At 66.9% G+C, this 12,392-nt stretch carries 15 protein-coding genes; 9 read left to right on the forward strand and 6 right to left on the reverse strand.

Features of this window, described 5'->3' with window-relative positions; all coding sequences use genetic code 11:
* Positions 1-39 precede the first annotated feature (39 nt).
* Complete coding sequence (locus AC6LKG_RS25475; RefSeq protein WP_498169571.1) at positions 40-273, reverse strand: hypothetical protein; 234 nt, start codon at positions 271-273, stop codon at positions 40-42.
* Positions 274-389: 116 nt separating this feature from the next.
* Positions 390-860, reverse strand: coding sequence for an Lrp/AsnC family transcriptional regulator (locus AC6LKG_RS25480; RefSeq protein ID WP_006388018.1), 471 nt, complete (start codon positions 858-860; stop codon positions 390-392).
* 160 nt (positions 861-1,020) lie between these two features.
* On the opposite strand from AC6LKG_RS25480, the gene AC6LKG_RS25485 reads away from it, so the two are divergent.
* The 5 genes from AC6LKG_RS25485 (at position 1,021) to AC6LKG_RS25505 (ending at position 4,324) form a co-directional block, all read left to right on the forward strand.
* Positions 1,021-1,932, forward strand: coding sequence for a DMT family transporter (locus tag AC6LKG_RS25485; RefSeq protein WP_498169572.1), 912 nt, complete (start codon positions 1,021-1,023; stop codon positions 1,930-1,932).
* A 56-nt stretch (positions 1,933-1,988) separates the two neighbouring features.
* A complete protein-coding gene (locus AC6LKG_RS25490; protein WP_498169574.1) occupies positions 1,989-2,213 on the forward strand; it encodes a hypothetical protein in 225 nt (74 codons plus the stop codon).
* Positions 2,214-2,536: 323 nt separating this feature from the next.
* Entirely contained in the window at positions 2,537-2,749 is a 213-nt protein-coding gene (locus tag AC6LKG_RS25495; RefSeq protein WP_008159938.1) for a hypothetical protein, read from the forward strand.
* 150 nt (positions 2,750-2,899) lie between these two features.
* The gene (locus tag AC6LKG_RS25500; protein WP_498169577.1) at positions 2,900-4,006 is read left to right on the forward strand and encodes an AGE family epimerase/isomerase; all 1,107 of its coding nucleotides are present in this window, start codon (positions 2,900-2,902) and stop codon (positions 4,004-4,006) included.
* Between the two features lie 102 nt (positions 4,007-4,108).
* Positions 4,109-4,324, forward strand: a complete 216-nt coding sequence (locus AC6LKG_RS25505) for a hypothetical protein (RefSeq protein WP_175131684.1) — start codon at positions 4,109-4,111, stop codon at positions 4,322-4,324.
* 95 nt (positions 4,325-4,419) lie between these two features.
* Here AC6LKG_RS25505 and AC6LKG_RS25510 read toward each other — a convergent pair whose 3' ends face one another.
* Positions 4,420-5,352, reverse strand: coding sequence for a LysR substrate-binding domain-containing protein (locus AC6LKG_RS25510; protein WP_498169580.1), 933 nt, complete (start codon positions 5,350-5,352; stop codon positions 4,420-4,422).
* Positions 5,353-5,543: 191 nt separating this feature from the next.
* Here AC6LKG_RS25510 and AC6LKG_RS25515 point away from each other — a divergent pair, with 191 nt between their 5' ends.
* The 3 genes from AC6LKG_RS25515 (at position 5,544) to AC6LKG_RS25525 (ending at position 7,880) form a co-directional block, all read left to right on the forward strand.
* The gene (locus tag AC6LKG_RS25515; protein ID WP_498169583.1) at positions 5,544-6,533 is read left to right on the forward strand and encodes a Bug family tripartite tricarboxylate transporter substrate binding protein; all 990 of its coding nucleotides are present in this window, start codon (positions 5,544-5,546) and stop codon (positions 6,531-6,533) included.
* Between the two features lie 2 nt (positions 6,534-6,535).
* Positions 6,536-7,414, forward strand: coding sequence for an N-formylglutamate amidohydrolase (locus AC6LKG_RS25520; protein ID WP_498169593.1), 879 nt, complete (start codon positions 6,536-6,538; stop codon positions 7,412-7,414).
* A gap of 145 nt (positions 7,415-7,559) precedes the next feature.
* Positions 7,560-7,880 (forward strand): hypothetical protein, encoded by a 321-nt coding sequence (locus AC6LKG_RS25525; RefSeq protein WP_498169584.1) that lies wholly within the window; start codon positions 7,560-7,562, stop codon positions 7,878-7,880.
* Positions 7,881-7,979: 99 nt separating this feature from the next.
* Here AC6LKG_RS25525 and AC6LKG_RS25530 read toward each other — a convergent pair whose 3' ends face one another.
* Positions 7,980-8,822 (reverse strand): LysR family transcriptional regulator, encoded by an 843-nt coding sequence (locus AC6LKG_RS25530; protein ID WP_498169586.1) that lies wholly within the window; start codon positions 8,820-8,822, stop codon positions 7,980-7,982.
* A gap of 108 nt (positions 8,823-8,930) precedes the next feature.
* On the opposite strand from AC6LKG_RS25530, the gene AC6LKG_RS25535 reads away from it, so the two are divergent.
* Positions 8,931-9,917, forward strand: coding sequence for a bile acid:sodium symporter family protein (locus AC6LKG_RS25535; protein ID WP_498169588.1), 987 nt, complete (start codon positions 8,931-8,933; stop codon positions 9,915-9,917).
* A gap of 4 nt (positions 9,918-9,921) precedes the next feature.
* Here the strand turns inward: AC6LKG_RS25535 and AC6LKG_RS25540 are convergent, their stop codons facing one another.
* Entirely contained in the window at positions 9,922-10,305 is a 384-nt protein-coding gene (locus AC6LKG_RS25540) for a Rieske (2Fe-2S) protein (RefSeq protein ID WP_498169590.1), read from the reverse strand.
* A gap of 51 nt (positions 10,306-10,356) precedes the next feature.
* Positions 10,357-12,159: an ABCB family ABC transporter ATP-binding protein/permease gene (locus tag AC6LKG_RS25545; RefSeq protein ID WP_498169591.1), complete on the reverse strand. Its 1,803-nt coding sequence runs from the start codon at positions 12,157-12,159 to the stop codon at positions 10,357-10,359.
* Between the last annotated feature and the right edge of the window lie 233 nt (positions 12,160-12,392).

A 12,392-nucleotide genomic window follows, 5' to 3' on the forward strand; every position in this document is an offset into this window, starting at 1 on the left:
GCCTGGGGCCGCGGCGTTTTGCGTTGAGGCGGGCGCGTGTCAGCGCAGGATGTCGTCGCCATGGCTGCGCACGGCGTTCTCGCGTTCGATTTCGGCGGCTTCGATTTTCGGATCTAGACCGCGCCAGCGCAGGATGTGGCCGCGTTCCTCGGCGGGCTCCCAGCCCAGCAGGCCGTAGCGCGTGATTTCGGTTTCTCCGGTGTCGAATGCCACTTCGAAGTAGCCCTGACGATCGGGTAGCGTGCTGCCGGGGAACCAGTCGGTTTCAGGCATGGTGGACTCCTTGCTAAGCGATGAAGGGGCGCCGGCTTCGGGTCGGAGCCGGACGCTTTTCATTGTGGGCTTGGCGGCGTGATCCCGCAAGCGCGGCGGGACGCGGCCAGAGCGGGTTAGCCGAGCGGCACCGCGGTGGTGTACAGCACCTGCTTGAGCGCGAAGCTGGAACGGATGCTGGCCACGCCCGGAATGCGGGTGATGTGTTCGACGATCAGGCGCTCGAGCGCATCGACGTCGGGCACCAGGGCGCGGATCAGGTAGTCGGCGTCGCCGGACATCAGGTAGCACTCCATGATCTCGGGCAATACGGCGATCTCGCGCTCGAACACGTCGAGCGCGGCCTTGCGTTGCTTGTCCAGCGAGATCTGGATGAACACGTTGACCTTCAGGCCCAGCTTGCGCGCATTCAGCAGCGTGACCCGGCGGTCGATCAGGCCTTCGGTTTCGAGCCGGCGCACGCGTGCCAGGCAGGGTGAGGCCGACAGATTGACGCGCGCCGCCAGTTCGACGTTGGTCAGGCGCGCATCGCGCTGGAGTTCGTTGAGGATGCGGATGTCGGTGGCATCCAGGTTGATATCCGGCATAACAGGCGAGTGGTTCGTGGATAGGCAGTTCGTTTATGCCGAGTATGCCCGTTCCCGTGGTGAATTGAGGTGAAATATGCTGGGGTTTACCCTATAGACTATTTCCTTCTTTGGCAAATCGGCCAATGGACGGAATATTCAAGCGGTAGATGTGGCGGTAATGAGTCAGCAGAGTACGTTGCGCAAGTTTCTGCCCCTGGCGGGGGCGGTGGTGATCTGGGGGGGCAATTGGCCCGTCATGAAACTTGGGCTGGCGCACATGAGTCCGCTCTGGTTGGCCGCCAGCCGCTTCGGGTCGGCCGCGTTGATCAGCGTGGCGGTGCTGGCACTGCTGGGCCGGTTGCGGTTGCCGACGCGCCAGGAATGGCCGCTGGTGGCGGGCGTGGCGTTGATGCAGATGGGCGCGTTCACCGCGTTGGCGCTCTGGGCCCTGCAATACGTGGCGCCGGGGCGGGCCTCGGTGATCGCCTATGCGACCTCGATCTGGGTGATCCCACTGTCCTGGCTGGTGCTCAAGGAGCGTTTGTCGGCGGCGCAGTGGATCGCCATCGGACTCAGCTACGCGGGCATAGGCGTGATCGTGGCGCCGGCCTTCAGCCAGTGGCAGGCGCATACCGTGATCGGCCTGGCGATGCTGCTGGGGGCCTCGTTCGCCTGGGCCTGCAACATCATCCAGCTACGCGGCAGCCGCCACGTGCGGCTGGGCGCCGACATGATTCCCTGGCAGACCGCGATCGCCAGCGTGCCGCTGGCGGCGCTGGCCTGGCTGCGCGACGGCGCGCCGGTCTTTCTGGGCGTGCCGGACGCTTGGCCGGTGATCCTGTATACCGGCCCGCTGGCCACCGCGCTGACTTTCATCGTGGTGCTCGGCATGACGCAGGCGCTGCCGCCGGTGGCGACGTCGATTGCCATGCTGTGCGTGCCGGTCATCGGCCTGCTGGTGTCGTCGGTCGTGTTCCGGGAACGCATTTCACCGGACCTGGCGCTGGGGCTTGGCCTGATCGCGCTGAGCGTGGCGGCGTCGGCAGTGGCGGCGCGCCTGAAGCGCCCCCTGGCGCTGCGGCCATCCTAGGGTCGGCGCGTGGGCGGCGGCATGCTATCGTTGGCGCATTCAACTGAGAGTCACGCATGGCATTGCATCGTTTCGAAAAAGGTGAGCTGGGTCACTGGCTGCGCATCGTTGCCGATAATTCGGAACCGGGGGCCGTCCAGGCCAATGTGCCCGCGCATGTGGCCGAGGCGCTGCAGACCTTGCGATGCATCGATCCGGGCCCGGATGGCGTCTGGCGCATCACCGAGAAAGGCAAGTTGGCGTTGCGCATGGAAGAGCCAGGCGCCATCCATTTGCGCTAGTGCCCGAGCCGGCCTGCGGCCCTCGATCGCATTGCCCGAGACCCCGCGCAACTGCCTGACGACTTGCCCGTGCTGCGGCATTTCGTCCATTGTTTGCGAATATGTACGCCATGTGTCGTCACAGTGCTGCCAATTGTGGCGGGCTACGGGAATTTCCTGAGACGGTTTGTTCGATTTGGCTGCGTCCGGACGTATCGCGCACCGCGCGCCGCCGGTAAGATGAACTTGCGTGACGAATTCAGGTCTATTCATTGCGCGGGAATTCTGCTCCCGCTGCGTCACGCGTGGTTCACGCGTTTAGGTAGCCGACTGGGAGGTAGCACATGCAGCATCGTGACCAGGAAGTACTGATCGACGTTTCCACAGCGGCCATGGATACCGGCGGATATGGCGTATTGCTGACGGTAACGGCTGAGGGCGGCACCGAAGTGGATGCCGCGTTTTCCCACTTGGGCAACTGCGCCTCATTGGACGAGGCACGCGATCGCGCGGAAGTCTTCGCGCAGAACTGGGTCGAGGAAAACATCTTCCGCTAGGCGCGCCCGCGCCCGAAGGAAGTTGAACGGCTGTACCGGTCTGTGCGGCGCATGACGCTCAGGATGACGTTCCAGAGATGGCGGCGGAAATTTCGGTTATCGTCGCTGCTCCATAACAAGCGGTCCTCATCGGACCTGCGTCGTTCCAAGATGACTGCCGCACAGACCAACTCCGCACTGGCGGAGCACATCAACGCTTTCCGCGAGCATTTCGACACCCTCATCCTGCCCATGTGGATGGGGCGGGGTTTCAATGACGCGTTGGGTCTGCCCTTCGAATCGCTGGATGCCGCCACCGGCGCGCCGCTGCCCGTCGAGCGCTATCGCGCCATGGCGTGCGCGCGCCAGTTGTACGTCTATGCCGAGGCGCCGGGCGCCGCCGCCGGCGCGCACGCCGACCGCCTGTTCGCGTCGTTGCGCCGTGTGTTTCGCGACGAGACGCATGGCGGCTGGCACTACAGCGTGGACGCGCAGGCACGGCCGCTCGACCAGAGCCAGGATCTCTATACCCACGCCTTCATCGTGTTTGCCTGCGCCGCGTATTTCCGGCGCTCGCGCAATGCCGATGCGCGCAAATTGCTGCTGGCCACGGCCGAAACCATCGAGTCGCGCTTTCGTGACGGCGATGGGCTGTACCACGCCGCCCTGAGCCCCGACTGGCGCCAGTCACTGCGCGGACCGGCGCAGAATCCCATGATGCACCTGACCGAGGCCTACCTTGCCGCGGCCCAGGTGGCCGAGCCAGCCCTGTTCGCCACGCGCCTGCGTGGCCTGGCACAGGCCATGACCCAATCCTTCGTGAGTGCGCCGACGCAGTGCATTGCCGAAATGCCGCAAGGCACGGCGGGTAATCGCATCGAGCCGGGGCACCAGTTCGAGTGGCTGTCCCTGGTGCGCGAGTCGGCCGAGGTGTTCGACGGACTGGACTTGGCCGAGTCGCTGCCGAGGGGCGTCCATTGGGCCCGTGCCCATGGGGTGGACGGGGGCGGCGTGCTGGCGGCCCTGGACGAGCGCGGCGCGGTGCTGGACGACACTCGCCGGATCTGGGCCCAGACCGAGTACCTGCGGGTGCTGGCGGTGCTGGGCGATCGGCAGGCGCTGGCCGAGGCGCTGGCGGCTTTCCGGGGACGCTTCCTGCATGCTGGCGGCTGGTACGAATGCCTGGACGGTAGCGGGGCGGTCGTGCGTACCGATATGCCATCGACCTCGCCATACCACCTGGCGACTTGCCTGGCGGCATTGCCAGCCGTTGCTTAATTGCCCCGTTAACAATTTTTATTTAATCGACGGTAGGTTTTGATAGAAAAACATTGGTGAAATCCCTTACAATTTGGTAACTATGTTTGTGGGGAAGCATCAATGAGCGTCATGTGCTTGGCTTGCCAACGCATCCACCCCGGTCTTGCCGGCGTGGCACCGCATGCCCATCTGGGACATCAAGGATTCACCAACCCGACGCAGAAAGGCCGCGAGGAAAGCCGCGAGGATCATTTTCGTTGCTTGAGTTGTGGCGCCAAATGGTTGCGAGAAACCGACAAGTGGGGCGTGGACCTGGGGTTCAAGCTGGCGCCTTGAGGCGCCCATGCCAGGGCCGCGAGGCCGTCAGACTGCCTGTCATCAGCGGGCCCCGTGTCGGGGCCCGTTTTGTTTGGTAGCGCATGGTTGCGAATTCAGGCCTGGACGACGCTTGCGGCCTCGGGATCCTGACCAGCGGTATCGAGCAACCACTGCCGGAAACAGGCCAGCGCGTAGTGGTCGCGCCGCTGCGGCGGGGCGCAAAGGTGGTAGCCACGGGCGATGGCGATGTGCAGGTCGGGGAACGGCGCGGCCACGCGGCCGGCCTGCAGGTCGTCCTGCACCAGGCAGCGCTGCAGCACCGCGATGCCCATGTCCGCCATGACGGCGCGCACCAGGATGCTGACCTGGTCGAAACCGCTGGCGAGCTTGAGGTCGCCGCGCTGCACGCCGGCGGCCTCGAACCAGCGCGCCCAGTTGTCCATGCCGTTGGCGTGGTAGAGCAGCGGCTCGCCGAGCAGGTCGGCAGCGGTATCCCACAGGCGCGCGGCGCGTCTTGCGGCCAGCCGAGAGGGGCTGCAGATGGCGATCATTTCGCGGCCGATCACGTAGTCCGCCTGCCAGCCCGGCCACTGCCCGGCAATGCCCGACAGGATAGCGGCGTCGGGCGTGGCGCCGGAGAAGTCCTCGTTGCGGCGATAGGCGGTGAAACCCAGCTGGATTTCGGGATGGCGGCGGTGGAAGTCGGGCAGGCGCGGCACCAGCCAGGCGCTGGCCAGGGTCGGCACGCTGGACAACGTCAGCCGCATGCGGCGGTCGTCGGCGCGCAGCTCGGCGCTCAAGGCTTCGATGGCCTGCAGCGGCGCCAGGCCGCCGTCGTAGAGCCTGCGCCCGGTGTCGGTCAGGGTCAGGCCATGGGCGTTGCGCCGCATTAGCGGTTGGCCGAAATGGGCTTCGAGCCGGGCGATGGCGCGGCTGATGGCTCCCTGGGTCACGCATAGTGTCTCGGCGGCCTGGGTGAAGCTGCCCAGCCGCGCCGCCGTCATGAAGGCGTGCAGCTCGGACATCGATGGCGAATGCAGGCGCATGAGTCGGGCGGCTCTGGGGACGGCGGCATCGTCTTGCGTGGTTGCCCCAGGCAGAGCCGCGCCGATGTCGCCACGCCCTAGCATGAGCGTTGGTAATGAAGGCGTGCAATATAGTCGTTTGAAAGCAGAACGTAAAGTTTGGACACTGGCGGCCTCGCAGCAAGACCTGCACTTTCTTCCGGAGTCGCTCCATGTCCCGCCGCTTTTTCGGCTGTTCCGCGCGTATTGCGCTCGCCGGCGTCTGCGCCGCGCTGTCTTTTGCCGGCCAGGCGCAAGCCGCCGACTATCCTTCGCGTCCCATCAAGCTGGTGGTGCCTTTCGCCGCGGGCGGTTCGACCGACATCGTGGCGCGCCTGGTGGCCGAGTATGCCGGCCGCGACCTGAAGCAGACCATCGTGGTCGAAAACAAGGCCGGCGCCGGCGGTTCGCTGGGCATGGAGCAGGTGGCGCGTTCGACCGCCGATGGCTATACCCTGGGCATGGCGACGATGAGCACGCACGGTTCCAACCCGGCGGTCTATCGCCGGATGAACTATGACCCGCTGAAGGATTTCGAGCCGGTCGCCAATGTGCTGGCCGTGCCCAGCATTTTCGCCATTAACCCGCAGGTCCCGGCCAAGGACATGGCCGAGTTCGTGGCGCTGGCCAAAGGCCAGGCGGACAAGTACAGCTTTGCCTCGCCGGGCGTGGGCTCGCTGGGCCACGTGAACATCGAGAACTTCATGATGCTGGCCGGCATCAAGCTGCTGCACGTGCCGTACCGCGGCGCGGGTCCGGCGCTGAACGACGTGATGGGCGGGCAGGTGGACGCGATCACCGACAACCTGTCCTCGACCCTGCCGCAGGTGCTGGGCGGCAAGTTGCGCCCGCTGGCCGTGCTGGGCGCGCAGCGTTCGCCGCTGTTGCCGGATGTGCCGACCTACATCGAGTTGGGCTACCCCGACATGGGCACGGGTGGCTGGTTCGGACTGGTGGCGCCGGCCGGCACGCCGCCCGCGGTGATCGAACGCCTGAATCAGGCGGTGCGCGCGGCGATGCGGGATCCGGAGTTCCGCAAGAAGGCCGAGGAGGTTGGTGGTACGCTGATGCCGACCTCGCCGCAGGAATTCAAGGTCCAGATCGAACAGGCCCTGGCGCGTTATGCCAAAGTCGCCAAGGCCGCCAACATCCAGGCTGACTGATGATGACACCCGCCGATTTCCAAGCCGTTTCCGTGCACGCTCCGACCGCGCCCGCGCTGCCCCTGGTGTGCGATTCGCCGCACAGCGGCGAGCGCTATCCCGCGGACTTCGGCGCGGTGGCCAGCCTGGCGCAACTGCGCCAGGGCGAGGACACGCACGTGGATGCCTTGTGGTCGGCGGCGCCGGCATTGGGCGCGACCTTGGTGGCAGCGCATTTTCCGCGCGTCTATATCGATCCCAACCGCACGCTGCGCGATCTCGATCCGGAGCTGCTGGCCGAGCCCTGGCCGGAACCGCTCGAGCCGGGCGAGAAGACGCGCCTGGGCAAGGGGCTGATCTGGCGCCGCATGGACAAGACCACGCCCATCTACGATCGCAAGCTGACGCTGGCCGAGGTACGGCATCGCATCCAGGCGTACTACGCGCCCTACCATGCAGCGCTGTCCGGGGCGATCGAAGAGGCGCAACGCGATTTCGGCGCGGTGTGGCACCTGAACCTGCATTCGATGCCGAACGATGCCTACGAACGCCTGGGGCGTCAGAGCGAGCATCCGCTGGCGGACTTCGTGCTGGGCGATCGCGATGGCACCACCTGTGAGCCGGAATTCATCGCGCTGATCGAGACGGCGCTGCGCGACCGCGGCTACACGGTGGCGCGCAACGATCCGTACAAGGGTGTGCAACTGATCGCGCAGATCGGCCGGCCGGCCTTGAATCGGCACAGCCTGCAGGTGGAGATCCGCCGCCCCTTGTATATGGACGAGGCGACACGCGAACGCAACGCGGGCTTCGAATCGCTGCGCGCCGACTTGTCGCAGGTGTTGGCGCAGGTAGCGCAGTATGTGCGTGCGCGCCTGCCCGCGATATCGTCGACAAAATAGACGCGCGTGCATGGTTGAGTGCCGCGGCCCCGCTTGATGCGAATCAATCGGGGCCGTTTCACGTGTGCTTAAGTTTCCCAATGCCGGGCCGTTGTCGCTAACAACGCGCTGCGCTGGCGATTGGCGCGGCCTATAAGGAACCGGTATGGCCGAGAAGATCATCAATGGTTTTTCCGTCGTGGCGTACGCGACGCAGCCCGAGGGACGCATTCCGGCGCGCGCCTTTCTGGAAACGCGGCGCCTGCCAGTGAAACAGGACACGGCGGCCCAGGCCGACGCTGGCGCGCAGGCGGCGCCTGCCTGTGATGCGGCGCAAGCCACGGAAGAGCCGGAGAGCCTGGCGTTCGAGATCTTCGTGACGCGGCGATTCCGCGGGACGGTCGAGGCGATGTCGGCGGCGCGCAATGCGCTGGATCGCGTCAAGTCGGTGGATGACCAGGGCGTGCCCGATCCGTTGCCGGACTGAGGCGTTTGGCCTTCGCGCGGCCGCGTGTCGACGGCCATCGGCCCGCGCGGGCTTGCCGGCAGCGCCGGCCAGGGCGTGCATGGCGAACGGCCGTGGGCCTCAGGTGAGCGAGCTGCGCATCAGGATATCGGTCAGGGCCCGGGTCGGCTGGTTGGGCGCGGACGCCGAAATGACGATGAACTCCACTTGCGGCAGCGGCGGCAGGGCCTGCACGCCGGCCGGGGCCGCCAGTCCGGCGGTGGAGAGGTGCGAGGGTTGCACGGTGATGCCCAGGCCCGCGCGGGCGGCCGCCTGGCAGCCGGCGTAGCTGGTGCTGGTACAGACGATCTGCCAGCCGCGGCCTGCGCGCGCCAGCGCGTCCAGCGCCAGCGTGCGGGTGACGCTGGGCTCGCGCAGCAGGATCAGGGGCAGCGGCGCGTCGGGGGCGATGCGCAGGCCTTCCTTGGCGCGCCACAGCAGCGCTTCCTTGTGCAGGGTCTGGCCGCGGCGGTCGCCGCGGCGGCGCTTGCCGATCATCACATCCAGCGCGCCGTCGTCCAGCAGCCGGTACAGCTCGCTGGTGACGCCGATGGTGATATCCAGTTCGACTTCGGGGTGCGCCAGCCGGAACGCGGCCAGCACATCGGGCAGCGGCCCCAGCGCCAGATCGTCGGAAGTGCCCAGCCGCACGCGGCCGCGCAGCCGCGGCGCGTCGAACAGGCGTTCGGCGCGCTCGTGGGCATCTAGGATGATCTCGGCGTGCACCAGCAGGCTGCGGCCATCGCTGGTCAGGGCCAGCGAATGGGTGTCGCGTTGGAACAGGCGCCGCTTGAGCGCCAGTTCCAACTGGCGGATGTGTTCGCTGACGGTAGGCTGGGTCAGGCCAAGGCGGCGCGCCGCCTCGCTGAAGCTGGGCGCGCCGGCGGCGGTGGCGAAGGTCTTGAGCCAGAGCGGGTTGAGCATGGCGGGCTGCCTATAGGAAAGTCCGATAGCAGCTACAGTAACCAGTGGCCTTCACGATAGCAAGCGGCGCGCCTATAGTTGGCCGACCTTTCCGGAAAACTCCCCGCCATGCGCCGCTTCCTGCCTGACCAATTCACGCTCATCCTGATCGCCACCGTGGCGTTCGCCAGCTTTTTCCCGGCCGTGGGCAGGGGCGCCTCTTTCATGATGGTGGCCAGCAACGTGGCGATTTCGCTGCTGTTCTTCCTGCATGGGGCGCGCCTGTCGACCGATGCCATCGTGGCCGGGGTCAAGGACGTGCGGTTGCATGGGTTGATCCTGTGCTGCACCTTCATCCTGTTCCCGCTATTGGGGCTGGCACTGCGGGCCTTGTTCCCCGGGTTGCTGACGCCTGCGCTGTGGCTGGGCGTGATTTTCGTGTGCACGCTGTCGTCGACGGTACAGTCGTCGATCGCGTTCACCTCGATGGCGCGCGGCAACGTGCCCGGCGCGATCTGCGCGGCGACCGCGTCCAACCTGCTGGGCACGGTGCTGACGCCGCTGCTGGTGGCGCTACTGCTGCATCGGCAGGGCGGTGGCCATGGCCTGGCCGACGCCGGCCGCATCCTGCTGCAATTGCTGCTGCCGTTCGCGGTGGGCAGTCTGCTGCGGCCCTGGATCGGCGCCTGGGCGCAGCGCAACAGCCGCATGCTGTCGAAGGTGGACCGCAGTTCGATCCTGCTGGCGGTGTACACCGCGTTCAGCGAGGCGGTGGCGCAGGGCATCTGGCATGCGTTCCCGGCGATCGACCTGGCGACCATGGTGCTGGTCAATGCCGTGTTGCTGGGGTCGGTGCTGTTGATCACGACCTGGGGCAGCCGCAAGCTCGGCCTGTCCAAGGAGAACGAGATCACGCTGGTGTTCTGCGGCTCGAAGAAGTCGCTGGCATCCGGCATTCCGCTGGCCACGGTGTTGTTCGGCACCTCGCAGATGGGCATCGTGGTGCTGCCGCTGATGATTTTCCACCAGATGCAGTTGATGGTGTGCGCCGTGCTGGCGCGCCGCTACGCCGATCGCGCCGAGCCGGCACGGGCGGCCGAACCGGCCCGCGCCTGAGGCTTCAGTCGGCGGTCAGCGGCTGGATCTTGCCAGCGGGCTGCCAATAGACGGCGCCGTCGCGTTCCTCGACCGCCAGCACGGTGAGGCGGCCGTTCTTACAGGGGCCGCCGACGCACAGGCCGGTGTCGGGCTGGTAGGTCGCGCCGTGCCGTGCGCACATGATCAGGTCGCCGGCGCGGGTGAAGAAGCTGCCTTCCCAGTCGAGTTCGACGCCGACGTGGGCGCAACGGTTCAGGTAGCCGTGCACCCGGTCCTGGTAGCGCACGAAGAACGCCGTGGTGCGGCCCGCGCTATCGGAAACCGGCACCTTGACGCCGGGCCCGCCGTTGACCAGGTCGGTGGCGGCGCAGACGCGGACTTCGGGAGCGGTACGGGAATCCTGCATGGCTGGCCTTGGATGCAAAGGGTGCGATCTTCGGACAGGGGCCCGGGCTTGTCAATCGGCCGGCGCGGCGGTGTTTTCCTGCTGCCGCGCCCACATCGCGGCATACAGGCCGCCCGCGGCCAGCAAATACGTATGGCGGCCGCGTTCGGCGATGCGCCCATCCTCCAGCACGATGATCTCGTCGGCGTCGGCCACGGTGGACAGGCGGTGCGCGATGATGAGCGTGCTGCGGCCGCGGCTGACCTCGCGCAGGTTGGCCTGGATGTCGCGTTCGGTCCGGGTATCGAGCGCGCTGGTGGCCTCGTCGAACAGAAAGATGGCCGGGTTCTTGAGCAGGGTGCGGGCAATGGCCACGCGCTGCTTTTCGCCGCCGGACAGCTTGAGGCCGCGTTCGCCCACCATGGTCTGGTAGCCGTCGGGCATGGCCATGATCAGGTCGTGGATGTGCGCCAGCCGGGCCGCGCGCTCGATCTCGGCATCCGAGGCGCCGGGCCGGCCGTAGCCGATGTTGTAGCGGATGGTGTCGTTGAACAGCACCGTGTCCTGCGGCACCACGCCGATGGCGGCGCGCAGGCTCGCCTGGGTGACATCGCGGATGTCCTGGCCGTCGACCAGGATGGCGCCGGCATCGGCGTCGTAGAAGCGGAACAGCAGGCGCGCGATGGTGGATTTGCCCGCACCGGAGGTGCCGACCACGGCCACGGTCTTGCCGGCCGGCAGGGTGAAGCTCACGCCCTTGAGGATGGGGCGGCGTTCGTCGTAGCCGAAACGCACGTCGCGGAATTCGACCGCGCCGCCTTCCACGCGCAGCGGCTGCGCGCCGGGGCGGTCCGCCACTTCGCGGTCCTGTCCCAGCAGTTCGAACATGCGTTCCATGTCGATCATGGCCTGCTTGATTTCGCGGTAGATGAAGCCGAAGAAGCTGAGCGGCGAGTACAACTGCAGCAGGTAGGTGTTGACCAGCACGAAGTCGCCCAGGGTGTAGCGGCCCTCGGCGATGCCGTTGGCGGCCATCCACATCACCAACGTCAGGCCCGCTGAGATGATGACCGCCTGGCCGACGTTGAGGATCGACAGGCTGACCTGGCTGCGCACCGCGGCGCGTTCGTAGCGGGTGAGCGAGGCGTCGTAGCGGCGCGCTTCGTGTTCCTCGTTGCCGAAGTACTTGACCGTCTCGTAGTTCAGCAGGCTCTCGATGGCCTTGGTGTTGGCCTCGGAGTCGGTCTCGTTCATGAGCCGGCGGAACTTGGCGCGCCATTCGGTGACGGCCAGCGTGTAGGCCATGTACAAGACCACCGTGGCGCCGGTGGCCAGCGCCAGCCAGGCGTCGAACATGCGCCACAGCACGATGCAGACCAGGCCGATCTCGAAGAAGGTCGGCAGGATGTTGAACAGCAGGAACGACAGCAGCGTCTGGATGCCCTTGGTGCCGCGTTCGATGGCGCGGGTCAGGCCGCCGGTCTGGCGCGTCAGGTGGAAACGCAGCGCCAGGCCGTGCAGGTGGCGGAAGATGCGCAGGCCGACCGAGCGGATGGCGTGCTGGCCGACGCGGGCGAAGAGGGCGTCGCGCAGTTCCGAGAACAGCAGCGACAGGACCCGTGCGCCGCCATAGGCCAGGATCAGGCCCAGCGGCACGGTCACGTGGCCTGGCGCGCCCTGGCCCAGGGCGTCGATGGCGTGCTTGTACAGTACCGGCACGTACACGGTCGCCGCCTTGGCGGCGAACAGGCACAGCAGGGCGGCCACCACGCGCGCTTTCAGCCCCGCCTGGCCGGGAGGCCAGAGGTAGGGAAACAGGGTGCGCAGGGTGGAGAGGCCACCGCGGCCGGCGGAGCGGGAATCGGGTGCGGACATGGGCGGGCAGGCGGAGCGGGATGAGCCCGCGCGGGTCGCGCGGACCGGGTTCCCGGACCATTATCCGGCACCAGCGCTATGATCTAGCTGAAAACCCCTGGGATGGCTGCACCATTTCCAGGGGTTTTCCATCCGATTTTCGCATCGTCAATTCCATACGGGCGCAGCGGGCGTGCCCGTCATCAACCGTAGGCCAGGGATTACGCCCGGCAGTATTCCTGGTCGCGCGACCC

The sequence above is a fragment of the Achromobacter sp. 46006 genome (genome assembly GCF_059761975.1).

Coding starts and splice junctions, on each gene's coding strand:
- AC6LKG_RS25475 (WP_498169571.1), bottom strand. CDS start 273: ATGCCTGAAACCGACTGGTTCCCCGGCAGCACGCTACCCGATCGTCAG.
- AC6LKG_RS25480 (WP_006388018.1), bottom strand. CDS start 860: ATGCCGGATATCAACCTGGATGCCACCGACATCCGCATCCTCAACGAA.
- AC6LKG_RS25485 (WP_498169572.1), top strand. CDS start 1,021: ATGAGTCAGCAGAGTACGTTGCGCAAGTTTCTGCCCCTGGCGGGGGCG.
- AC6LKG_RS25490 (WP_498169574.1), top strand. CDS start 1,989: ATGGCATTGCATCGTTTCGAAAAAGGTGAGCTGGGTCACTGGCTGCGC.
- AC6LKG_RS25495 (WP_008159938.1), top strand. CDS start 2,537: ATGCAGCATCGTGACCAGGAAGTACTGATCGACGTTTCCACAGCGGCC.
- AC6LKG_RS25500 (WP_498169577.1), top strand. CDS start 2,900: ATGACTGCCGCACAGACCAACTCCGCACTGGCGGAGCACATCAACGCT.
- AC6LKG_RS25505 (WP_175131684.1), top strand. CDS start 4,109: ATGAGCGTCATGTGCTTGGCTTGCCAACGCATCCACCCCGGTCTTGCC.
- AC6LKG_RS25510 (WP_498169580.1), bottom strand. CDS start 5,352: ATGCGCCTGCATTCGCCATCGATGTCCGAGCTGCACGCCTTCATGACG.
- AC6LKG_RS25515 (WP_498169583.1), top strand. CDS start 5,544: ATGTCCCGCCGCTTTTTCGGCTGTTCCGCGCGTATTGCGCTCGCCGGC.
- AC6LKG_RS25520 (WP_498169593.1), top strand. CDS start 6,536: ATGACACCCGCCGATTTCCAAGCCGTTTCCGTGCACGCTCCGACCGCG.
- AC6LKG_RS25525 (WP_498169584.1), top strand. CDS start 7,560: ATGGCCGAGAAGATCATCAATGGTTTTTCCGTCGTGGCGTACGCGACG.
- AC6LKG_RS25530 (WP_498169586.1), bottom strand. CDS start 8,822: ATGCTCAACCCGCTCTGGCTCAAGACCTTCGCCACCGCCGCCGGCGCG.
- AC6LKG_RS25535 (WP_498169588.1), top strand. CDS start 8,931: ATGCGCCGCTTCCTGCCTGACCAATTCACGCTCATCCTGATCGCCACC.
- AC6LKG_RS25540 (WP_498169590.1), bottom strand. CDS start 10,305: ATGCAGGATTCCCGTACCGCTCCCGAAGTCCGCGTCTGCGCCGCCACC.
- AC6LKG_RS25545 (WP_498169591.1), bottom strand. CDS start 12,159: ATGTCCGCACCCGATTCCCGCTCCGCCGGCCGCGGTGGCCTCTCCACC.